This window comes from Ignavibacteriota bacterium (genome assembly GCA_019637995.1).
Classification (GTDB): Bacteria; Bacteroidota; Ignavibacteria; order Kapaibacteriales; family UBA2268; genus JANJTB01.
Genome location: JAHBUQ010000002.1, coordinates 1,073,798 through 1,097,228, shown reverse-complemented (window position 1 = coordinate 1,097,228; position 23,431 = coordinate 1,073,798). Strand labels below are relative to the sequence as shown.

Genomic DNA, 23,431 nt, shown 5'->3' with positions numbered 1-23,431 from the left:
ATTTTTGTTGTAGCAATATTGTAAACTATTCCAATCATTTAATTGTTAAAAATTGAGCTGATATATAATCTCTCTTTTCTTATAGCGCTAAGCGTTATATCCGGCTTTATTAATAACAAATTTTCAGGGAAATCAATTCAAGGCAAGGTCTATCAAGGATTACTTTTTGGTTTAGCGGCAGTACTTGGAATGATGTATCCTTTTGTTTTGGTTGAAGGTTTAATATTTGACGGCAGGTCAGTTCTTTTGAGTGTTTCGGGTATTTTCTTTGGTCCAATTCCGGCTGTCATAGCAGGCGCAATATCTGCAAGCTATAGGCTATTCATAGGTGGCAGTGGTGCAATAATGGGAGTTTTAGTCATTATTGAATCGGTTTTGATTGGCATATTATTTTACTATTTCAGAAAAAAAAGCAATTCAGATATCAGCATTCCAATTCTAACTGCTCTAGGCTTAACAGTTCATATTATTATGCTTGGATTTATGATGTTTTTACCGAGCAATTTAAGAATTATTACCTTTGAGAATCTTGCTCTTTCTGTCTTGACAATATATCCTGTCGCAACGATTCTGATGGGTAAAATTCTTGATAACAACATTAAAAATAAGCAATTGATTCGAGATTTATCACTAAGTGAGAATAAGTTAAAAAAATATTTCGATTCCTCACCTGATTCTATATTTGTGGCTGACAGAAATGGGAATTATGTTGATGCAAATATTGCTGCTGAAAAACTGACAGGCTTTACGAGAGAGGAAATTTTAAAAATGAATATTTTGGATTTCAGCCCCATACATACAAAATCTGAATATAAAAAACATTTCAAGGAAGTAACCGATACTGAAAAGGCGCTTGGGTATAAAGAATATGTAAAAAAAGACGGAACGCTTGGCTGGTGGATTGTTGACGCTGTAAAAATTTCTGATGATAGATATATCGGTTTTTCAAGGGATATAACCGAGAAAATTAAATCTGAGCAGTTATTAAAAGAATCTCTGGATAAGTTTAGTACTCTTTTCGAACTCGCCCCTGATTCGATGCTTATGATATCAATCGAAGAGAATATTTATGTTGATGTCAATAATATGTTTGAGAAGATGTTTCAATACTCAAAGGAAGAAATAATCGGCAAGTCAGCTGATGATTACTTAATTTGGAGCAATCAGGATGCCTACAACAAAGCAATTGCATTACTATATAATAATCGGACAATAAAAAACTTTGAAACTGAAATGCAAAGCAAATACGGGAACTTATTTGAGGTTTTGGTTTCAGGAAATATTTTGAGTCTAAATGGGAAGATGTACATATTTTTTATATTTACAGATATCACAGAAAAAAAAGCATTCCAAAAAATAATTGCGGAAAGTGAAGAAAAATTCCGAAGACTTGTTGAGAGTATGCCTGACGGATTCTACAGAAGTACACCGGACGGAAAATTTTTATATGTAAATCCTGCAATGGTAAGTATTCTTGGATATGACAGTGCCGAAGAACTTATGAATATTGAAATAGTTCGGGATTTATACTTTTCTCCTGAAGAAAGAGAGCCGATGTACAAGCCTGTTGGAATTCCCGACTCAGATTACGAAATTTACCGCTTACGAAAGAAAGACGGAAGCACTGTATGGATCGAAGATCACTCACGATATAATCTTGGCTTTAATAATCAAATCCAATTTCACGAAGGAATTTGCCGCGATATAACTGCGAGAGTAAAAGCCGAATCAGAAAATATTGAACTTGTTGAAAGAATCAAGAAAGTATCAGCCCATTTGCCGGGTTTCATTTACCAGTTCGATTTAAAACCTGACGGCAGTTTTTCATTCCCATTTGCAAGCGATGGAGTAATTGATATTTACGGATTTTCACCTGAAGAAGTAAAGAAGGATGCAACTGTTGTTTTGAAATCTATACATCTTGATGATGTTGACAGAATTATGAAGAGTATATATAAATCAGCTGAAGATCTAAGCATTTGGCATGAAATTTACAGAACAAATCTGCCTGATGGAAGGCGCATTTGGGTAGAAGGCTATTCTTCACCTGAGAAACTTGAAGATGGTACTGTGCTATGGCACGGGTTTATCTCTGATATTACAGATAGAAAAATGAATGAGGATAAAATAATAGAAAGGGAGTTTTCTCTGAATTTTGCCCAGGGAATCGCTAAAATGGGTTCATGGGAGCTGAATTTGGTTGACAGAACGATGCTATGGTCAAAGAATTACTACAAGCTTTTAGGCTATGAAGATGATAATTTTAAACCTGATAATTCGCATTTTTTGAGGCGTATTCACCCTGATGATTATTTATTTGTTAAGTCTGCAATAGAATTATTTTATCAAAACCCTGCAAAAGACACTTTTGAATTTAGAATTGTGCTTCCTGATAATCAAATCCGTTGGATTCAGAATTCATATATTCCGGTTTTTGAAAATGATGAAATAGTATCAATCAAAGGAGTAAATATTGATATTACCGAAAGAAAATTATTTGAATTAAATCTTAAAAAGCTTAATCGTGCAATTGAACAAAGTCCACTGTCAGTCGTTATAACAAATCTGGAAGGTGATATTGAATATGTTAATCCAATGTTTTCTGAGCTGACAGGATATAGTTTTGACGAAGTTATTGGACAAAATCCCAGAATACTTAAATCCGACAAAATGCCTGAGGAAATGTATTTAAATATGTGGAACACCTTGCTAAAAGGCAATGTTTGGCAAGGAGAAATCCTCAACAAAAAGAAAAGTGGAGAGCTGTATTGGGAAGATGTTAAAATTGCTCCTGTAATTAATGAAGAAGGTATTACTTCGCATTATATTGCTATTAAAGCTGATATAAGCGAAAGCAAAAGAATGAATGAAGACTTAATTTCAGCTAAGGAAAAAGCCGAAGAAAGCGACAGGTTAAAATCTGCATTCATTGCAAACTTAAGTCACGAAATAAGAACTCCACTGAATGGTATTATAGGTTTTTCAAGACTTCTTGGATTTGAATCTGTAACAGATGAAGAAAGAGTCGAATATTCGCAGATTCTCAATTCAAGTTGTAACAGACTTCTGAATACAGTAAATGATATACTTGACATTTCCAAAATTGAAGCAAACCAGATGGATATATCTAAGTCATATTTTAGTTTGAAAACCCTTCTAATGGAATTGTATAATTCGTATAAAAGCAAATTTGATGAAAATTCCATTGAATTAATTTTAGACATAGAAGATGAAATTTCTAATTGCGAGTTTTATAGTGATGAACAAAAAGTCTATCAGATATTGAATAACTTAATCAGTAACTCTCTGAAATTCACTAAAGAGGGTCAGGTAACAATTGGTGCCAGAAAAACCGGTGATGACCTTGAAGTTTATGTTTTTGATACAGGAATTGGAATATCAAAGAAAAATCAGGAATTTATCTTCGGAAGGTTTAATCAGGAAAATAATGATTATAACAGTGGCTTCGAAGGCACAGGTCTTGGACTTGCAATATGCAAGGGATTAACAGAGCTACTTGGCGGTTCAATTCGACTCGAAAGTAATTTAAATGAAGGTTCTAAATTCTATCTTTATTTACCGTTTATGTCAAAAAACAGCGAATTACAATAGAAGTAATTCGCCTTTTTCATTGACACTTGAACTTACAAAACTTCTCTGAGTATAATATCTCTCTTTTACTTCATCTTTCAGCTGTGATAAATCGACTAAAATCAATCCGTCAATTGCATTATTGAAATTTACATCAACACAAAATGATATAAATTTCGACCCTCCATACTCAGTGAGGTCAGTATATCTTCTATATAATACAGGTACACTTAATCCCATATTTTTGAGAGCCATTTTCAAATTTCTAAAGTCTTTTAAGTGGTCATCAGCGGTAAGAATATCATCTGATTCTAAGGCAGTTTTCTTGCTGATTTGATATTCCATACAAGGTATTACAAGTGAAGTATCACCCCGATACCATTTGTTGTAGTAAGATATAATCAGTGCTTTTGCAAGTTCAGGATATGTATCACTAATTGAAACAGCTCCCCATAAATATCTGATATTACTATTTTGTGATAAGTAAGCTCCGATACCCTGCCAGATATAATCAAGGGCATTACTTCTCCAGTATTTCTGCTGAATAAAACTTCTGCCTACTTCCAATGAATCCTGTACAATATCAAGAAAACGAGGAGATAATGTAAACTGAGAAGAATTATACAAGCCTTTCGGTCCATAATTATCAAGAATATCTTTGGTTATACCAAGTCTGTAAGAACCTACAATTTCGAGCTCGTCTTCATCCCATAATACGATGTGTTTGTAATATAAGTCATAAATATCCATATCGAATGTTTTTCCGGTACCTTCACCGACTTTTCTGAATGTTAGCTCTCGTAATCTCGCAATTTCTTTTAGTATATTTGGAGCTGATGAGTGCTCTGCAAGAAATATTTTCATACCGTCAAAAGTATTGCCAAGAAGTTGTGATTGATTAAGCTCGCTTTTAAGCAATTTTTTGTCAATAGGATGAATTATCGTTTTTTCAGTATTAAAAATACCTGTTTTATTCTTACCGATTTTGTGAGTATGTTGATATAAAAGCTTTGTTTGTACTTTGATTTTCAGATTATTAGTTTTGAAAGTATTACCGGGAATCACATCTCCGATTTTAATATCTATACTATTATTTCTTTTTCTGAATAACTCCTGAGGTAGCATAAACATACCTATATTGTGATTTATCAGTGAGCTCAGGTAAAATAGCATTGAATTTCGTCCGCCTACATAAACAGGAAGAATAGGTACTTCAAGTTTGCTACTGAATCTGATTGCACCGTTCTGCCATTTTAAGTCCTGAATACCGGAATGAGTTAATCGAGATACCATACCAGCCGGAAATAAGATGATAGCCTGTTCTTCAGCAAGAGCATTTTCGATACTGAGAATTTGTTTTTTTTGCTTGGTCAAAGAGTAAATATCAAGCGGAATAAGAAGCTCAGACAGATTTTCAAGATTCTGCAAAACATCATTTGCTACTACTTTGACATCTTTACGTACTTCACCGATTGCTTTTAGAAGTGCTAAGCCGTCTAAACCACCAAGTGGATGATTGGCTACAATTATTAACCTACCTTCTGAAGGAATTTTTTCTTTATCCTTAGTGGATAAATTATATGAAAAATTCAGCATTTCAAAAGTTGAATCTATAAAATCAAAACCCCGTATGTTGCTTGTAGTTTCAAGAAATTGATTAATTTCATCAACTTTTAAGAATCTTTTGAAGAAATTCACAATCATATTAGCAGCAAAATCGGGATATTTATGAAATAAACCCGGAGTTTTGCTGTTTAGAATACTACGGATGTCAATTTTTTCCATATTTTAGTGTCTCTTAATTCTAAGTAAAACAAAAATTAATAAAGCACGAAGACAACATACAAAAATATGTATAAATTATTTATTTTCAAAGAATTATAATGTTAATTATTAGTGAATAATGTAAAGAAACGGTTAATATTTGTAAACGATATATTTTGAGAAAAAGTCTTTCGATTTTATTAATAAAAATCCAATAATATATAAGTTGAAACGAAAATATTAAAAATACCTATTTTCGTTTTAAAGTTGTAACCAATTTATTTTAAAATTATATGCAGAAAAGAACTTTTAAATTACAATCTGGTAATTTCAACGACGGAGATGTACTCTACTGGATGAGTCGTGATCAGCGTGTTGATGACAACTGGGCATTGATTGAAGCTTTTAATGAATCTATTAAACGTGGTTCGCAGCTTTATGTCACCTTCGTTTTAGCCGAAAAATTCGAGGGAGCAAGCATCAGACACTTCAACTTTATGCTTGAAGGATTGAAGGAAGTTGCCACCAGATTGCAGGAACTCAATATTCATTTTATACTTTTAAAAGGAAATCCACCCGAAGTAATGGCTGATTTTGTCAATGAGATGCTAATATCTACAGTATATACAGATTTCGACCCATTGAAAATTAAAAGAACCTGGAAAAAGGAATTCGCAGAAAAAACTTTTGCTACTATTTACGAGACTGATGCACATAATATCGTTCCTTGCAGGATTGTAAGCGAAAAGCAAGAATATGCAGCTTATACAATCAGAGGCAAAATAAAAAAATTACTTCCTGACTATTTTACTGATTATATTAAGCTCGACGCCCATCCATTTAATCAGGATGTTAATAATGTATTCCCTTATATTGATTTATCCAAGTACACTCTTTTTCCGGCAATAAGCCCCTACTTCAATCCTGGAATGTCGGAAGCCCGAAAGCGGTTGAAATTATTTATTGACAGCAAACTAAATTACTATGCAGAGCTTAGAAATCAGCCTGCCACTAATTATCAGTCAGACCTCTCTCCATATTTGCATTTTGGACAGATTTCTGCACAGAGAGTTGCCTGGGAAGTATCTTTGGCTGATGCAGACCAAAAGTCAAAGTATGATTTTTTAGAAGAGCTGATAATTCGCAAGGAACTTTCCGATAATTTTTGTTTTTACAATAATAATTATGATAGTTTTGATGGTTTTCCAAATTGGGCAATAAAGACATTAACTGAACATGAAAATGATGAAAGACCATATATATATACTTTAGAGCATTTCGAAAATGCTGAAACTCATGACAAATATTGGAACGCTGCACAAATGGAAATGGTCATTACAGGTAAAATGCACGGGTATATGCGAATGTACTGGGCTAAAAAAATTCTCGAATGGACACGATCTCCAAAAGAAGCATTGCAATTTGCAATTTATCTCAACGACAAATACGAGCTTGATGGTAGGGACCCAAACGGATATGCAGGAATTGCATGGTCTATTGGAGGAGTGCATGACAGACTTTGGACAGAAAGACCAATATTTGGAAAAATCAGATATATGAATGATAAAGGCCTCGAAAGAAAATTCGACATTAAGCAATATGTTGAAAAAGTAAAAAACCTGTAATGAACAATCAAAATTAATATCATAAATAATTGCTATTTCTAAAAAGTTTGTTTACTTTTGCTTTTTTAACATAAACTTGAAATACAAATGAATTTTATTGATTTGAAATCTCAGTATAATATTATCAAGGACATTGTAGATTCATCTTTACAAAATGTTTTAGACCATGGTGCCTATATTATGGGTCCTGAGATAAATCAGCTTGAATCCAGACTTGCAGAATATGCCTCTACAAAATATGCTTTGACTTGTTCATCCGGCACTGATGCTTTACTTTTACCGCTGATGGCTTGGGGAATTGGTCCGGGCGATGCTGTTTTCACCAGCCCTATCACATTTATAGCTACTGCAGAAGTAATACATTTGCTTGGTGCTACGGCAGTTTTTGTTGATATAGATTCAGATACATTTAATATAAACCCTGATAAACTTAATGAATCAATAAAGCAAGTAAACAGCGAAGGTAAATTAACTCCAAAAGCAATTATACCTGTAGATTTATTTGGATTGACTGCTGATTATGATGCGATTAATAAAATTGCGGAATCTCATAATTTATATGTCCTTGAAGATGCAGCCCAATCCTTCGGTGCTGAATACAAGGGAAATAAATCCTGCTCACTTGCTCATTGTGCTGCAACATCATTTTACCCGGCAAAACCTCTTGGCTGCTATGGTGATGGTGGTGCTGTATTTACAGACGATGAAGAAATGTATAAATTGCTTGTTAGTTTTAGAGTTCATGGGCAGGGTGAGGATAGATACAATAATGACAGAATTGGTATCAATGGTAGAATGGATACCATGCAGGCAGCTATACTGCTCGCTAAATTGACCATATTCGATGACGAAATAAAGAAAAGAAATGAAGTAGCAGCAAAATATTCTGATTTGCTAAACAGTAAAATAATTACACCCATCGTGCCAAAAGGGTATCTGTCGGTATGGGCTCAATATTCTGTTTTAGCAGAGAATTCAGTACAGAGAGAAAGAATAATGAGTCATTTGAAATTGAATGGTATTCCATCAGTTATTTATTATCCAAAGCCACTTCATTTGCAAAAAGCATTTAAAAATCTTAATTATAAATATGGCGATTTCCCTGTTTCCGAATCAGTTTCAGAAAGGATTTTTTCACTTCCTATGCACCCATATCTCAAAGATGAAGAAATTCAATTGATATGCGATAAGATTATTGAAATATTATAATCTTAAAATGTGTAAATAATTGCTATAATTCAATTAAATTACAATTAACTGCAAATATTTAATTATATTTGCAGTTCGTTTTTTGACACTTTTGTAAAAAGTATAATAATGAGTACCACAGAAAATTCAGCACCTACAGGAAAGTTGTATATAGTTTCCACACCGATTGGAAATAAAGACGACATTACTCTTAGAGCTATAAATACAATCAAACGCTGCGATATTATCGTTTGTGAAGAAATGAAAATGGGGGCACTGACTCTCAAAAATCTCAATCTTGCAAAAGAGCTGATTGCTCTGAATGAGAATAACGAAAGCGATATGACGATGGAAGTGTTGAATATGCTAAAATCGGGTAAGAAAATAGCACTGATTTCAGATGCCGGTACTCCTGTATTTGCAGACCCCGGACTATATCTTGTACGCTCTGCAATTTCAAATGAAATTGAAACTGAAGTTGTACCGGGCGCATCCTGTATAATGACCGCTATAGTAAGAAGTGGTTTTGATTTGTACGAATTTCTATATGCCGGCTTCCTTCCAAGGAAAAATGAAGACCGTGACCGTAAGATACAAAAGCTTGCCCGGGAACGTCGTACAGTTGTTATACTTGATACTCCTTATCGAATGCATACATTACTTGCCGCTTGTGCCGAAATTATGCCAGACCGCAGGATTTATCTCGGAATGAACCTTACTATGCCATTCGAAACACACCACTATGGTACTTTTTCTGAGCTTGTTAAGAAATTTGAAAATGTCAAAATTAAAGCTGAGTTTGTGCTTGTCATGGAAGGTAATAAGGAATGGATAGGCAAGAGAAACGAAATCATAGAAGATGCTTATGATGACGACGAAGATGATGATTCACCGATAGAATATGAATACCCTGTTAAAGCCCATGCACCACAGCTCAGAGGCAAAGAAAACAGTCGTGATTTTAAAAGCAGACGAGGCTCAGAAAGCAGTTTCCCAAAAAAGAATTTCTCAGGTTCAAGAGGTGGAAGCAGCCGAGGCTTTGGTGAAAAGAGAAGTTACGATAAGAAAGATTCATCAGGTTTTGGACCACGTAGAGAAAAAAGCTATTCAGATGACGGCGGAGCTCCTAAAAGAGATTTTTCAAGCCCTAGAAATAGCAGCAGCCGAGGCTTTGGTGAAAAGAGAAGCTACGATAAGAAAGAATCATCAGGTTTTGGACCACGCAGAGAAAAAAGCTATTCAGATGATGGTGGAGCTTCAAAAAGAGATTTTTCAAGCCCTAGAGGTGAAAAGAGTTTCTCCGATAAAGGTAAATTTAAAAATCCGGACAAAACTTTTGCAAGAAATAAAAGTAGCAGAGACGGTGGCTATTCTTCAGTAAAAAAGTCAGGTAAAGGTAGAAATCCTAAGTTTGGTGGAAGAAAATAATTTTAGTCAGTTTTTTTCTGTTGTCCGGTTGATTTTGCATTATTTGTAGAATCAAGAATTCTCTGTCGCTCACGTCCAAACTCCAAAAGCTGTCTTTCAGCACGGTTCTTGACCGAATCAATTACAGTTGTAAATGCTTGCGGGTTATTGGAATATAATTCCATTGAGTATTTACCGAAACTGCTTTCTGTATAACCATAATCTGACAAGAGCTTTCTGACTTTAGGATTTGCTTCTGTAGTGTCCTGAAATTTCTCCCGAATCATCAGTATTTCAAAATAAATATTTGAATATTCTTCAATTTGACTGCTTTCGTTTTGGCAGGAAATAAGGAGAGATATTGAAAATAAGCCGAATAAAATGATTTTTTTCATAATTATATAATTAATGTGATTCCAATTTTGTAAGCATCATAAAATAATGGTGCTTCTGACTTAAAAGGATAAAACATTTCGTGTTTTCTCAACTGATATGAAAGAAACGAAATAAAGTTTTTGTAAACGAATTTCACCCATGGATAATTGTGTTTTAATACATTTATCAAGTCCCGCTCAAAATAATCTATCCACCTTTGAAGAGCATTATCGAGCATCCACATTCCAAACCATGGAAAAAATTTAAAATCTCCGTAATATTGGGATATTTCATACTCTGCATTCAAATGAATAACAGAATGAATTTTGTATCTCAATCCACCGGAGTAAACCATACCAAATCTGAACTCACGATTAAACTGATTTACGAATTTCAGGTCTTCCTCACCTTTTGGTAAATCATAAAAATCAGTTCTGAGAAATGAAATTGCAGTAGCATGATTTAAAAACAATTGTGGTTCATTATTCATTATAAATCCGAATCCGTCATTTAAGCCGAAACCAAATCTCCATGCATCTGTACCAAATCCGGTTCCTGACAGGTCAAATGTTTTAAAATCAGTTGAAATATTTCCCAGAAATGCATATTCAGATTGATGTTTAAATAATCCGGGATCTCCTGTTTCGGTATCTATGCGTATGAATCCGTAATGAACTTCGATATTTTGAGTTGGAGCAAATTTTACAGCTGATGTCAGATTGTATGAATTCAGATTCGAAATTCCATATTCACCTGCTAAATAAACTTGATTTTCCACATAATCAGGCTTGCTGTAGAAATTATTTACGAACCTCTTCCAACGAGGTTCGTCTTCCATTTGAGCTGAAGATTTGTAAAAAAATAGAAATAAAAATATTAATAGAAAATATTTCAAAATAATTCCAAGTTCTGCTTATAATCTTACTTTATAACGTGAATACAAGCAAAAAATTGAATTTTGAAATAAATTAAATAAATGGTTTCCAATTAATTAATTATCTTCCTCTTCTTCACTTTCATCATCAATTTTTTCATATTTGTCAAATATAATATTAGTGTTCGGAAGGCACTTAACAAGTTTCAGTACCTCCTGAAAATCAAGTTTATTATTTTGTAAGTTCAATAATTTCAAATTTTTCAGGGCACATACATTAAAATTAATATCTTTAAGCTTGTTTCCTGATAGATTTAGCTCTCTCAGGTTTAGTAATTCAGAAATACCTGATGGAATTTCAGCAATTCTATTGGATGATAAATCCAGATAATGCAGATTCTTTAAGGCGCCGATATTTGAGGAAATGTTTCTCAGACGGTTATTTGATAAATCAAGATACTCAAGATTTTTAAACTGAATTAGTCCTTCAGGAAAATTTCTGAAACGATTATCTTTTAAAATCAAGTTCTTTGTACCAAGCGGAATATCCGATGGCAGCTCTTTTAATTTTCTGTCTGTCAGAGCTACAGCCGTTCCATTAAGTCCGCTTACTGCCCGTGATTCACTAATTTCCTCGGAATTTATTCGGGCGAGTTTATTCAAAACTGCCAGCATAGCAATCTGTGAACCATTCTCCTGCTTGATTATCTGATTATATATATCAATTGCCTTTTTGAAATTTTCTTTTGATTCATTATACATAGCCATATCACGATACAAATAACCTAAACCTTCGTAGCTTGCCGCAGTCCAGTATTTTCCATCAAATGAATTAGACTTTCGAGCTATTTTTAAACCTTCGTTCAAAAATTTTGCTGAATTGTCAAATTCCTTGCCTTCACGGTATGTGTTGCCGAGCTTGATAAATCTTATGGCAAGCTCAATATCAGGCGACTGAGCTGCCGTTATGGTCACTACAAACAGCAGTATAAAAAATATTACTCTTTTCATTTCTAAATTTCCTTAGTTAAAATGGTGAACGCCAAACATTATATCTCAAACCAACATTTGCTGATATAATAGTTCTTCCAAGGTCTGTGTTTTCAAATCCGGGTATTGATGTTTGAAATAATAAATTTCTTGACAATGAATTGTAAACTGAAATTCCGCCAAATATTTCAAAAGGGAATTTGCAACTTGGAGAAGCTGCAAAATACTCAAGACTAAGCAAAGCTGCATCCCAATTAAGTCGGCTATCTGAACGGTTATAAATTCTGCCGTCAGACCACATATATCCCAAATTAATATTTAATCCGTGAACCAATTTCGGACTTGAGCCAAGGACAGCCTTTCCACCGGCACTTATTGAGTTTGCATTGATATTCCACTGGTCACGAGGTATATTTCTCTGCTCAGGCTGAGTTTGGTATTGAGTAAAGAATTTCGGTGCAAAATATTCATACTTAAGCTCGAAGCCATTCCAAAATCCAATCATTTTTCCTGCATTGAAGGCTACCTGAATACCTATGCCCGGATCATTTCTTACAACATCATTACCACTTATTATAAATGTCTTTGAAATACCGCCAATAGAGAGCCAGGTTATATAATCTTTGCAATTGACAAAATTTTGTTCTATTATCAATGACAAATTCTCGGAATTTTTCTCTTCTATTTCACGAAGTCGTTTAATCATAAGGTCTAACATTTGATTTCTGACTGCTCCCATCTCAATAGTATATATAGCTATTGTATCTCGAAGCCGGCCTTCAAGTTCGTTAATTTTTTCAAGTAAAATTTGTCTGTCAGATTCAGGTGATGCAAGAACTTCGCCCTCAAGTGATTTTGCGATTTTATGATATTTCCTCATAATTTTGAAATCCATATCCTCTAACTCTTCATAAGTAGGCTGTAATACTTTTGTTAACGGCGTGATTTCTGAAAGTTTCAGCTGTGATTCGAGTGCCACAGCCATTTTATAATATTCCATTATTTTCATTGCAAAAAGTCCCTCACTGTCTTCGTACATCTCAAGCTCGGACTTTTGGGGTAAATCAGGCACTTCTATTATCGGTTTTGCTCCCATAATCAGGAATGATACCAATATAAGAAATATAAAAAATATCTTGCTTTTCATATCTAAACCTATTATTTATATAACAATTAGCATTGTATAAGCAAATAGTGTGCCGTAATATTCAGTTCATTGAATATAATTTCTCTTTTAAGATTGAATTATTCTATAAATATTTTTCTGAGAATTAAATATAATAATCAAACAACTCTCGGCACACTATTTGCAGTAAAAGTTGCAATTATTAACTTTAAATTATTGAAAATTATGGAAAAATTACTTTTAGAATCAATTGTGATGTTTATAGCTGCAATAGGTTTGCTACTGTTTTATTCTGATTTCAAATCATCTGAAACTGATAAAGTATACACAAAACGCAGGAAGTATTGATTGTGAAAAATCAATTTTTAAATATTGATTATAATTTTAGAAGTTTCCGAACCATTTTCGGGATTGTATTGCTTATATTTATTACGATAGTTGTCCAATCGTGTCAGCCATCGGTGCGGTTTGCGACAAAATCAGGAGCAAGCAATCAATCAAAAGCCTCAAAAGGCTCAAAATCTACTAAAGAAATTGAGATTGACAAACTTGAAAATACCGATAAATTCAAAACATCTTACTTCCTTACGGGTGATACATTTACTGATAATTTAATCAAGATTGCTGAGTCTTGGCTTGGCGTTCCTTATCGCTATGGTGGTGAGAGCCGCACAGGAGCTGATTGCTCCGGCTATGTAATGCAGGTTTTTTCAGAAGCAGGGGTCAAGCTTCCCCGTACTTCATCACAGCAACACGGCTTTGCTGAAAGTATTGATTTTACTAATAAACAGCCGGGCGATTTGATTTTCTTTAAGAATAAATCGGCTATCAATCATGTTGGTATATATCTTGGTAAAGGATATATGATACATGCCTCAAGCTCGCAGGGAGTTATTCGTCAGTCAATTCATGATGATTATTTTATGACAAGGGTTGCAGGAGTTGGGAGAATTAGTCCTAAGATTACAAAAAAAGACTAATTCTTAAGACTTCGCATAATTCTAATACCAAATTCCACACCAAATCTTCTCAATGATTCATCCTGAATTATGCTGTTTAATGTATATGAAAGTGATATATTTGGAGTTGCGTAATATCCTGTCCCAAGCTGAGCATCATAAGCAAAAGTTACTACAGGTGAGATAACAATTGAATTTAATTCTGATATACTTCCATTTGGAATAATTCTACGCTCAAAAGGCACATTTTGCGATATGGCTTGTTCGGAATATTCACTGTTAGATGACACTAAAGCAGAAAATCTGAGTACCCCACCAATAGAAAAATGTGTATTTAAGATTCTGAATCTTCCGCCTGACTCAATATTAATCATATTCAATGTAGAATTGAAACCGTATTCAGTAATAAAATCATCACCTCGTGTTGGCAAAATTGATCTGACAGCGAATTCGGAATTTATCTTAGAGAAATTAACATCCAACATCAATGCAGTATGTGAATCATACCAGTATTCAGTAGTTAAACCCAAATTAAAACCACTACCGGAACCTTCAGTAAACTTGCAGCATTCAATAAAATTTTCCTTGAAATTAAATTCACCAAAATGACTGTTATAGGAGTATTTCAGCGAAATTCCGGCATAAAGATTTGGAATCTGATATGGCATTCGACCACCTTTTTGCCAGTCAAATCCTTGTGCGAAAATATTCTGAAAATTGATTATTAACAAAATAATGATTATCGGAAAAATATATTTTGCAATTATTATTGACTTCATTAATGCACCACAGGAAATGGCTTAACAAGTTTGATAGCAGGTGTTGAGAGCTCCACAAAATATAATCCGGAGCTTACTGTATGAAAGTTAGCCGTAAAATTGTAAATACCGGATGGTAAATCGCTTTTCATAAGAAATTCTACAGACTGCCCGTATATATCAATAATCCGCAACTCGGCGTTTGTGCTGTAAGGAAGCTCAATTTCAATCACTTTGTTTGAACTATTCATAACATCAAGTCTGAAATTCCCATTGACAGAGGGTAAGGCTTTATAATCAATTCCGCAGACTGAATCTGTATAGTACGTGCCGCCTGTATTTATAATTGTAAATAAATTCTCACATTTATTATCACCAAATTTAGGCTCAATAAATGCAATCTCAGTAGCGGCAGAGTTACCAAGGTACGTTCTGAATTTTAGAAAAACCAGTGTATCTTTCGCAAAGAAAAATGTCTGAGCAGGTGAACGGATATCGAGCATTAGTTCATCAGATTCTGCAATTTCTATATTGTCGCCATAATTAAGAGATCCTTCGCAGGCTGTACCAATTGTTCTCAATCCTGCAAATTCAAGAATTGAACGATTATAAAAAAGTGAAGTTCTGAAGGATTTTGCAAAATTTGCAGGATTATTACCATTTGCAGATAAAATTACAGGTACTTCTATCAAGGTTCCTGGTTTGGATTTCAAATTCTGTGGAATTGATAAATTTGCGGCAACAGGAGGAACACTATTGGCTGTAATGCTTACTTTGACAGTATCAAAAGGATTTGCTTGATTAGTAACAAGTAATATCTTTGATGAGTAAGTATCAAAATCCCCACCTTGAACCCTAAATTGAATTCTAATAGAATCTCCGCTGCCGGGAGGAATTTGGAGGAAATCTTTATCAACAAAAAATCTACTATCAGGATATGGAGGATCTGTCAGTATATTGGAAATAATTAAATCCATATTTCCTGAATTAAAAATATATACTGAAGTATCCCTTTCGGAAGAGCATTCGGGACTGCTTGAAATTACATTGCCCAGATTAATGTCTGAAACATGCATCACAATTTTGGGACTCACAATCTGAGCTCTGAGATATATTGGCACATATCGTCTGTCGGGCTGCACGCCTGTAATAGAGCGATTTAGAATATCACTTTCAAGTCTTAGTTCGGCTAAAAATAATCCTGTTTCTTCAGGTGAGAATAATAGTTTTGCGGTAGCTAATGAATCAGGTTTCAAATGAATGCCATCATGTAAGAATTTTTTATCAAAAATCAATAAGTCATTAATTATACTTCCTGAAGGATTGTAAAACTCTTGAGATATCAATCCGAAAGGGATATTTCCGAAGTTTTTAATTGCTAATTCAATTCCAATTCTGCTTCCGGCTTTAATGGATCCAATGTCAATAGTATCGCCCTTCCAGTTATAATTTGAGTTGGAAATCCTGATATCCTGCTCAACTCCGACTCCTGCAATTCTTGTCCAGGCAAAATCCACTGAGTCCGGAAACTGAAAGAGAAGCGGTTTGTATAGTAATTTGAGAAACATCGAATCGCGTCCACGATTCAGCGGATAATATGTAACAGGAATTGAAATAATGCTGTCCGGATAAATTTCAAGAGGTGTAATTGGTAAATCAGGTACTGATATTTCTGTACGGCTGAAGGGTTGAGTAATAAGTTGACGGTCAAATCCAAAAGCAGGTTGATTCTTCGTCCAAACATTTTTAACCCGCCAAATTTTCTGTGGAGTAATATTTGGATTTACATATACCGAGTCGAATCTGATATCATCCTCAAAACCGGAAACATAATAAGGTGTTTTTTTGACTCTGAGAAAGAAAGTATCAATTTTTGAAATAGTTTTGTTGTCATCTTTATCCGCCGGCAGAAACCCAAGCCCTAAAAGTGCTTCGTGCCAACCTGTTCGGGTTACAAGAGTGTCACCGGAGAGGAAATTGATTCGAATTGTATCTTCATCTCCGGGCTGATAAGTTCTGGGAGGTGAAACTCGCCTGAATCGTTCCCACTGAACTGTTGTTATGTCATTTGGACTTAATCCGAGGAAAAATGTAGGAATACCCTGCTCGATTTTGATTGGTTTTTCGCCTGTATTTTTTGCAGTGAATAATATTTCGAGTGTATCATTAAGAAAAACAGGACCGTAATTAATGATCTGTCCTGAATTAGGCACAGTAGACCTGACTTCTGCTGAATATTCCTCAGAAAATAATCCGGCAAAAGTAAAAGTTATAACATATACTATTGAATAAAAAGCTTTCAAAATCAGACAAACCCAAAAAAAATATCAAACTTTGTAACAAAATTCAAATTAAACAGTCTTAAAAATAAGTAAAATTGTTATAATATGAAAGAAATTCAAATAATATCTTCATATTTTACGTTATTTATAGAGATTAATGTGTGAAATTTATTTTAATTGAGGTTATTGAAATGTTTATTAGAATTTTTATTATTATTTTGTTTGTTGTAATTCCTACGATTTTAACAGCACAACCAAAGGTTGAAGTTGTGGGCGGTGAACAAAAGGATTGGGGAAAAGTAACAATAAAACAAAGTCCGCTTAAACACAAAATGGTTATCAAAAATTCAGGTAATCAGAATTTGAAAATTCTTAGGCTTAAGCCTACTTGCGGTTGTACGACAGCTCCTCTTTCCAAAGATGAACTTAAGCCGGGTGAAAGTACAACTGTTGATGTTTCGTTCAGTATTCAGGGTAATTCAGGTAAAGTTCATAAACAAATTGCGATTGAATCCAATGACCCTAATCGCCCTTATATTAATTATATGCTAATAGCTGATGTCGTGCTTCCAATTACCGTAAGTCCGACCACTTATCTGCCATTTAATAATTTACAAGTTGGTGTAGAAACCGAAGCCAAGCTTAAAATAAAAAATACTTCTGAAGGCAATGTAACTCTTTCAGACTTCAAAACCAATATCCCAGAGTTAAAATTAAACCTTAAGGGTTCGCAAAACCTAAAGCCTGGTCAGGAAGTGGAACTTATTGCAAAAGTTAAGCCATCAAAAAGTGGCAATTTGAGTGCAAGAATCACTATCAAAACAAGCAACAGCGAAATCCCTGAATTAATTATTAATGGATTTGGCAGAGTAGAGCCATCACCTTTTTTTAACAATTGATTCTTAGCAAGCAGGCTGTCTCATTAGTCTTTATTTCTTTTGAGACAGCCCTATTATAATTCTTAATATGATTCCTTCACCCACCTGATACGTTCTTTAGGTGGTCTTTCATAAGTCATATCAATATTTCTTTCTTTAAGTTCTATCGGTGGTGGAATAATATCTTTGTAAGGTATTTGGTTCAATAAATGAGTAATGCAATTCAAATGTCCTTTTTTCTTATTATTACAATCCACATTCCACCAAGGCGCCTCAGGAATATCGGTTTTTCTCATCATCGTATCCTTAGCACGGGAATATTCTTCCCACTTATCCCACGAAGCAATATCAATATCAGATAATTTCCAGCGTTTGGCAGGGTTTGAAGCTCGCTCCCGAAATCGAATCTCTTGTTCATCTTCATCAACAGTTATCCAGTATTTAATCAGAATAATACCAGAGCGAACAAGCATACGCTCGAAGTCCGGGCAGGCACGCATAAATTCGTCGTACTCATCATCGCTGCAAAAACCCATAACACGCTCTACACCGGCTCGGTTATACCAGCTTCTGTCAAATATTACAATTTCACCTGCTGCAGGAAGATGTGTAATGTATCTTTGGAAATACCACTGAGTTTTCTCAGTGTCGCTCGGTTTACTAAGTGCGACAACTCTTGCACCACGTGGATTAAGAGGACTGTGAATACGTTTTATCATACCACCTTTTCCAGCGGCATCTCTGCCTTCGAATACTATACAGACACGAAGCCCATGGAATTTAATCCAATACTGAAATTTAACTAGTTCTAACTGAAGCCTCTCCAGCTCACTATTATAGAACTTCTTGTCAAGTTGTTTCATATCTTACTCCTAAATTGCAAAATATTTTTTTTTAAAATAAGGATATTCTATTGAATTTACAAATATTCATCATAATATTGCTTCATTGAATTTTCTAAAGTGCATTTAATTGTTATATGCAAGGGTTAAATATAACCAAATCAATAAAAAATATGAAATTTAACTGAAAATTATTCAAAATATCATTAATTATTAAGAAATAATTCTTTATTTTTGTTAATTGTAATGTATGTAATTTTAAATTTATATTTTGAATATAATCATGAATAACAATATTGGAGAAAAAATATGAAAAGAGTAATTATTTTAATGATTACGCTAATTGCCGGAGCTATACTGTTTCAAAGTTTTCAGTGCTCATCAAGAAATATTACTACTGCAAAAGTAAAAATGAAAAGCGCTCAGTATGATGAAGCAATTGAATCATTGAACAAAGAATTAGCAGTAAATCCTAATAGTGATGAAGCTTATGCTCTTCTTGCCGATATTTACTATCAGCGTAAAGATAAACGTCTTGCTGCAAAAAATGCAAAAAAAGCACTTGAACTTACAAAAAATCCACAAGTTATCGAGCAGGAAAAAAGATTAATTTACAACCTTTGGATTGACTGCTACAACTCAGGGATGAATTATTACAGTCTTTATCTTCAAAATAATAATCCTGCAGTACTTGATTCAGCGATTGATAATTTCAAAATCGGTATTGAACTGAGACCGGAATTCCTCGAATTTTACAATCTTAAAGGTATTGTTTACGAATTGAAAAAAGATACTGATGCAGCTATAGCTACTTATGAAGAGTATGTTCGTCAATTCGACAGAAATTACCAGTTTGGCAAAAATAATGGACTTTACTCTAAAGTGCTAAGAGATTTTGCAGTCGATAAGCTTGGAAAACCTAAGTTTACTAAACCCGGAAGAAATTCTAAGGGCGACTCCACAATTACAGATTTATTCGAAATTAATGGCAAAGAATTATATCTTTTCTCAGAAAGTGAAGGCGGTAGAATGAAGGTTATGGGTTGGAATTATGACCTTCCTTCATCATGGCTGCCTGATGAAAGACAAATTCGTACAGATGTAAATACATCACCGATTGCGATTCTTGCTCAGCATTACTATACAAAGCAAGACCTTGAAAAGTCTCTAAAGTATATTAAAATGATTACTGATATGGAGCCGGAAAATACTAATGCATACTCTTCTATGGTTGGGATTTATCAGGAGCTTGGAAAAACTGATGAAGCTGTCAAAACTATTCAGGATTTGATTAAGTCTGAACCTACAAATCCGCTTTATATCACTCAGCTTGCTGACTTGTATCACAATTTAAACAGATATGATGAATCTATCGAAACTTACAAAAAAGCACTTTCTATTGATGCTGCTTTCGATAGAGCCAACCGTAATCTTGCATCTGCGTTCAAAAACAGAGCCAGCCAAAAACAAAAAGGAGAACAGGACAAGCGTGATATTGACAAAAATTATAAAATTGATACTGAAGTTTATCTTCCCGACCTCAGAGAATCTGCTAAGTACTTTGCAAAATCTCTTGAATCCAAAACTTTTGCAAACGATATGATGATTCTGTCGGAACTTGCAAATATCTATCAGGTTCTTGACGACAAAGATAACCTAAAGAAAATTGTTAGAAACCTTGAAGCTATCGAAATGCTGATTGATACTGACAAGAAAGAGCAATACTATCTCAATATGTACAGGATTTACTCTGAAATGGGTGAAGCCAAAAAAGCTGAGGAAGCTGGGAAAAAGGCGCAGGAAGCAGGTAAATAGTTTTTAAAAAACAATTAACATCCCCCAATGAATTTTTAGAAGAGCTGTTTCAAATTGAAGCAGCTCTTTATTTTTGAAATAATATAAGCCTTGCCCAATGTAAAATAATAAATTGCTGAAAATTTAAAATAAATCATATAATTTTCATATTTTACAGTCATTTTTTTATTATGAAATTTCAAAGTGTTATATTGCATTTGGCTTTATGCCAAATAATTAAAAATTATTATTATTAATTTGAAAATGGTGTGTAATGAAAAATTACAAAATAGCTTGGCTCCCGGGCGATGGCGTTGGAGTTGAAGTATTAGAAGCGACGAAAATTGTTTTTGACAAACTGAATTTTCAGGCAGAATATATCCATGGTGATATCGGTTGGGAATTCTGGTGCAAAGAAGGAGATGCCCTCCCACAAAGAACGCTCGATTTACTTGGAAGCGTAGATGCAGCAATGTTTGGTGCAATTACTTCCAAGCCTGTTAAGCAAGCAGAATTAGAGCTTGCAAGCGAACTGCGGGGAAAGGGACTTATTTATCGCTCTCCGATTGTCAGAATGAGACAGTTTTTTGACCTTTATATTTGCCTGCGACCTTGTAAAGCATATTCCGGAAATCCTCTGAATTACAAGGATAACCTTGATATGGTAGTATTCCGTGAGAATACTGAAGATATGTATTGCGGTGTGGAATTTAACCCTGTACCGAAGGAACTATCAGATACTTTGGAAAAACTATCCAAGCCTTTCGGTCGCTTTGCAGCTCTTGATGGAAGTGAATATGCGATATCCTGTAAAATTAACACTCGTATGGGTTCCGAAAGAATTATCCGTGCTGCTTTTGAGTTTGCGAAATTGCACAATCGCAAAAAAGTTACTGTCGTTCACAAAGCTAATGTTGTTCGTGCAACGGACGGTCTATTTTTTGAGATTGCAAATGAAGTCAGCAAAGATTTTCCTGATATACAGATGGATGATGCGAATATTGACGCAATGACTATGTGGATGCTCAAAAATCCTGATAATTATGATGTGCTCGTTGCTCCAAATCTTTATGGGGATATTATCTCTGACCTCGCAGCTCAGATGGTGGGTGGTCTCGGATTCGGATGCAGCGGAAACATTGGTAAGAAATTAGCTGTATTTGAGCCATCTCACGGTTCAGCTCCAAAATATACCGGACTTTACAAAGTAAATCCGATTGCTACGATCTTAGCCGGAAAAATGATGCTTGACTGGCTTGGCGAAAAACAACTTGCCGGAAAAATTGAAACTGCTGTAAGCGAAGTAATTGCTGAAGGTAAAGTACGTACATATGATATGGGTGGTAGCGCTACTACTCTCGAAATAGCACGTGCAATTGCTGACAAAATTTAATTTCTTTTCAATGTGAAATATTCAGCCGGTAGATAAAATTTTTCTACCGGCTTTATTTTGAGAAATTTTTCATTTATTAAGCTCGAAAATTTCAAAAAGATATGTTCAGATTGAAATGTAAACCTTTGTTATAGTTTGGTTTATATTCAATATTTACACATCAACAATAAATATTTTGATTAACGTCTTTTCATAAATTATGTGTTATGATTTTTTAACAGAATTCGTTAATTATTAGAGAAAAAAATATGGCTGTATTCAAACCTTTCAAAGCATGGCGACCTGTAGCTGACAAAGCGGCTTTGGTTGCCTCAAAACCTTACGATGTGCTCAATTCCGATGAAGCAAGAATCGAAGCTGATGGCAATCCGATTACATTCTTAAGAGTTGGCAAACCCGAGATTGATTTAAACCCTTCAGTAGATATTCACGACCCACAGGTTTATGACAAAGGGCGCGAAAACCTGATGAAACTTATTGATTCAGGTATCCTAAAAGAAGATGAAAACAACTTTTTCTATGTATATGCCCAAACAATGAACGGCAGAACTCAGTATGGTCTTGTTGGATGTGCATCAGTTCAGGATTATTGGGATGATGTTATTAAAAAGCACGAAAAAACGCGTGCCGATAAAGAGGAAGACCGCTGTAATCACGTACGTGTTACTAATGCACATACAGGTCCGATCTTCCTTACTTATCCCGATAATGACTTCATAAATAATGCTGTCGCAGCAATAACTGTAAATCCGCCTGAAATTGATTTTGTTGCTGCCGATGGCGTTCGTCATCAAAGCTGGGTTATAAAAGATGCGGAATTGAATAATCAAATAGAGCAAAAACTTGCAGAAGTACCTTACTTATACGTAGCTGATGGTCATCACCGTTCTGCTGCTGCTGCAATCGTTGGACGTGAACGTCAAAATGCAAATCCTGAACATAAAGGTAACGAAGAATATAACTTCTTCCTCGCAGTGCTTTTCCCTGCAAGTCACTTATACATAATGGATTACAACCGCCTCGTGAAAGACCTTAACGGAAATACTGAGGCACAATTTTTTGAAAAAATTGTAAAATATTTTGCAGTTGAAAAAGCTTTTGAACAGTTTAAACCTACCAAAAAGGGTGAAGTTGGACTTTATATAAATAATGAATGGTATAAGCTCAATCTACAGCCGGAATATGCCAATAATCCTGACCCGGTGGAATCACTTGATGTAGCTATTCTGCAAAAATATGTTCTCGATGGAATTTTAGGTATTGAAGACCCACGACGCTCAACAAGAGTTGATTTTGTAGGTGGTATCCGTGGTCTTGGTGAACTTGAAAGACGTGTTGATTCAGGTGAGATGGCACTTGCTTTTGCAATGTATCCAACATCAATTCAGGAACTAATTGATATTGCTGATGCCGGTCAGATTATGCCACCAAAATCAACATGGTTCGAGCCAAAATTACGTGACGGTATGTTTGTGCATTTTTTGGATTAATCAATAATTTGTAATATTTTTTATAAAATCCGGTTTTGTAATATCAGAGCCGGATTTTTTTTTAAAGGAATTATGAATTTTGATTGAAGAAAAAA

The 23,431-nt window shown here is 34.5% G+C and carries 17 protein-coding genes; 9 read left to right on the top strand and 8 right to left on the bottom strand.

Going from position 1 to position 23,431, the window contains the following annotated elements:
* Positions 1–42 precede the first annotated feature (42 nt).
* Entirely contained in the window at positions 43–3,612 is a 3,570-nt protein-coding gene (locus tag KF896_10650; GenBank protein MBX3044164.1) for a PAS domain S-box protein, read from the top strand.
* On the opposite strand, the gene KF896_10645 is transcribed toward KF896_10650, so the two are convergent.
* On the bottom strand, positions 3,604–5,376 hold the full coding sequence (locus KF896_10645) for a lysophospholipid acyltransferase family protein (GenBank protein MBX3044163.1): 1,773 nt from the start codon (positions 5,374–5,376) through the stop codon (positions 3,604–3,606). The two genes, KF896_10650 and KF896_10645, sit on opposite strands and share 9 nt — an antisense overlap.
* Positions 5,377–5,648: 272 nt before the next feature.
* On the opposite strand from KF896_10645, the gene phrB reads away from it, so the two are divergent.
* From phrB to rsmI, 3 genes are all read left to right on the top strand, one after another.
* Positions 5,649–6,980: a deoxyribodipyrimidine photo-lyase gene (phrB, locus tag KF896_10640; protein MBX3044162.1), complete on the top strand. Its 1,332-nt coding sequence runs from the start codon at positions 5,649–5,651 to the stop codon at positions 6,978–6,980.
* A gap of 87 nt (positions 6,981–7,067) precedes the next feature.
* The gene (locus KF896_10635; GenBank protein ID MBX3044161.1) at positions 7,068–8,189 is read left to right on the top strand and encodes a DegT/DnrJ/EryC1/StrS family aminotransferase; all 1,122 of its coding nucleotides are present in this window, start codon (positions 7,068–7,070) and stop codon (positions 8,187–8,189) included.
* Between the two features lie 108 nt (positions 8,190–8,297).
* A complete protein-coding gene (gene rsmI / locus KF896_10630) occupies positions 8,298–9,596 on the top strand; it encodes a 16S rRNA (cytidine(1402)-2'-O)-methyltransferase (protein MBX3044160.1) in 1,299 nt (432 codons plus the stop codon).
* Positions 9,597–9,598: 2 nt separating this feature from the next.
* Here the strand turns inward: rsmI and KF896_10625 are convergent, their stop codons facing one another.
* From KF896_10625 to KF896_10610, 4 genes are all read right to left on the bottom strand, one after another.
* On the bottom strand, positions 9,599–9,970 hold the full coding sequence (locus KF896_10625) for a hypothetical protein (protein MBX3044159.1): 372 nt from the start codon (positions 9,968–9,970) through the stop codon (positions 9,599–9,601).
* 2 nt (positions 9,971–9,972) lie between these two features.
* The gene (locus tag KF896_10620) at positions 9,973–10,788 is read right to left on the bottom strand and encodes a hypothetical protein (GenBank protein MBX3044158.1); all 816 of its coding nucleotides are present in this window, start codon (positions 10,786–10,788) and stop codon (positions 9,973–9,975) included.
* 153 nt (positions 10,789–10,941) lie between these two features.
* Entirely contained in the window at positions 10,942–11,835 is an 894-nt protein-coding gene (locus tag KF896_10615; GenBank protein ID MBX3044157.1) for a leucine-rich repeat domain-containing protein, read from the bottom strand.
* Positions 11,836–11,851: 16 nt separating this feature from the next.
* The gene (locus KF896_10610) at positions 11,852–12,961 is read right to left on the bottom strand and encodes a hypothetical protein (protein ID MBX3044156.1); all 1,110 of its coding nucleotides are present in this window, start codon (positions 12,959–12,961) and stop codon (positions 11,852–11,854) included.
* Between the two features lie 302 nt (positions 12,962–13,263).
* Here KF896_10610 and KF896_10605 point away from each other — a divergent pair, with 302 nt between their 5' ends.
* Positions 13,264–13,920 carry a C40 family peptidase gene (locus KF896_10605; GenBank protein ID MBX3044155.1) on the top strand — a complete coding sequence of 219 codons (657 nt, stop codon included), beginning with the start codon at positions 13,264–13,266 and terminating at the stop codon, positions 13,918–13,920.
* Here the strand turns inward: KF896_10605 and KF896_10600 are convergent.
* On the bottom strand, positions 13,917–14,678 hold the full coding sequence (locus KF896_10600; protein MBX3044154.1) for a hypothetical protein: 762 nt from the start codon (positions 14,676–14,678) through the stop codon (positions 13,917–13,919). The two genes, KF896_10605 and KF896_10600, sit on opposite strands and share 4 nt — an antisense overlap.
* Positions 14,678–16,960, bottom strand: coding sequence for a hypothetical protein (locus tag KF896_10595; GenBank protein MBX3044153.1), 2,283 nt, complete (start codon positions 16,958–16,960; stop codon positions 14,678–14,680). Before KF896_10595 ends, KF896_10600 begins: the two co-directional genes overlap by 1 nt.
* Before the next feature lie 170 nt (positions 16,961–17,130).
* Here KF896_10595 and KF896_10590 point away from each other — a divergent pair, with 170 nt between their 5' ends.
* On the top strand, positions 17,131–17,838 hold the full coding sequence (locus tag KF896_10590; GenBank protein MBX3044152.1) for a DUF1573 domain-containing protein: 708 nt from the start codon (positions 17,131–17,133) through the stop codon (positions 17,836–17,838).
* 62 nt (positions 17,839–17,900) lie between these two features.
* Here the strand turns inward: KF896_10590 and ppk2 are convergent, their stop codons facing one another.
* Positions 17,901–18,680: a polyphosphate kinase 2 gene (gene ppk2, locus KF896_10585; protein MBX3044151.1), complete on the bottom strand. Its 780-nt coding sequence runs from the start codon at positions 18,678–18,680 to the stop codon at positions 17,901–17,903.
* A gap of 288 nt (positions 18,681–18,968) precedes the next feature.
* Here ppk2 and KF896_10580 point away from each other — a divergent pair, with 288 nt between their 5' ends.
* From KF896_10580 to KF896_10570, 3 genes are all read left to right on the top strand, one after another.
* Positions 18,969–20,474, top strand: coding sequence for a tetratricopeptide repeat protein (locus KF896_10580; GenBank protein MBX3044150.1), 1,506 nt, complete (start codon positions 18,969–18,971; stop codon positions 20,472–20,474).
* Positions 20,475–20,727: 253 nt separating this feature from the next.
* Complete coding sequence (locus KF896_10575; GenBank protein MBX3044149.1) at positions 20,728–21,846, top strand: isocitrate/isopropylmalate dehydrogenase family protein; 1,119 nt, start codon at positions 20,728–20,730, stop codon at positions 21,844–21,846.
* Between the two features lie 248 nt (positions 21,847–22,094).
* Positions 22,095–23,336: a DUF1015 domain-containing protein gene (locus KF896_10570; protein ID MBX3044148.1), complete on the top strand. Its 1,242-nt coding sequence runs from the start codon at positions 22,095–22,097 to the stop codon at positions 23,334–23,336.
* Positions 23,337–23,431 lie beyond the last annotated feature (95 nt).

Coding starts and splice junctions, on each gene's coding strand:
- KF896_10645 (MBX3044163.1), bottom strand. CDS start 5,376: ATGGAAAAAATTGACATCCGTAGTATTCTAAACAGCAAAACTCCGGGT.
- phrB (MBX3044162.1), top strand. CDS start 5,649: ATGCAGAAAAGAACTTTTAAATTACAATCTGGTAATTTCAACGACGGA.
- KF896_10635 (MBX3044161.1), top strand. CDS start 7,068: ATGAATTTTATTGATTTGAAATCTCAGTATAATATTATCAAGGACATT.
- rsmI (MBX3044160.1), top strand. CDS start 8,298: ATGAGTACCACAGAAAATTCAGCACCTACAGGAAAGTTGTATATAGTT.
- KF896_10625 (MBX3044159.1), bottom strand. CDS start 9,970: ATGAAAAAAATCATTTTATTCGGCTTATTTTCAATATCTCTCCTTATT.
- KF896_10620 (MBX3044158.1), bottom strand. CDS start 10,788: ATGGAAGACGAACCTCGTTGGAAGAGGTTCGTAAATAATTTCTACAGC.
- KF896_10615 (MBX3044157.1), bottom strand. CDS start 11,835: ATGAAAAGAGTAATATTTTTTATACTGCTGTTTGTAGTGACCATAACG.
- KF896_10610 (MBX3044156.1), bottom strand. CDS start 12,961: ATGAAAAGCAAGATATTTTTTATATTTCTTATATTGGTATCATTCCTG.
- KF896_10600 (MBX3044154.1), bottom strand. CDS start 14,678: ATGAAGTCAATAATAATTGCAAAATATATTTTTCCGATAATCATTATT.
- KF896_10590 (MBX3044152.1), top strand. CDS start 17,131: ATGTTTATTAGAATTTTTATTATTATTTTGTTTGTTGTAATTCCTACG.
- ppk2 (MBX3044151.1), bottom strand. CDS start 18,680: ATGAAACAACTTGACAAGAAGTTCTATAATAGTGAGCTGGAGAGGCTT.
- KF896_10580 (MBX3044150.1), top strand. CDS start 18,969: ATGAAAAGAGTAATTATTTTAATGATTACGCTAATTGCCGGAGCTATA.
- KF896_10575 (MBX3044149.1), top strand. CDS start 20,728: ATGAAAAATTACAAAATAGCTTGGCTCCCGGGCGATGGCGTTGGAGTT.
- KF896_10570 (MBX3044148.1), top strand. CDS start 22,095: ATGGCTGTATTCAAACCTTTCAAAGCATGGCGACCTGTAGCTGACAAA.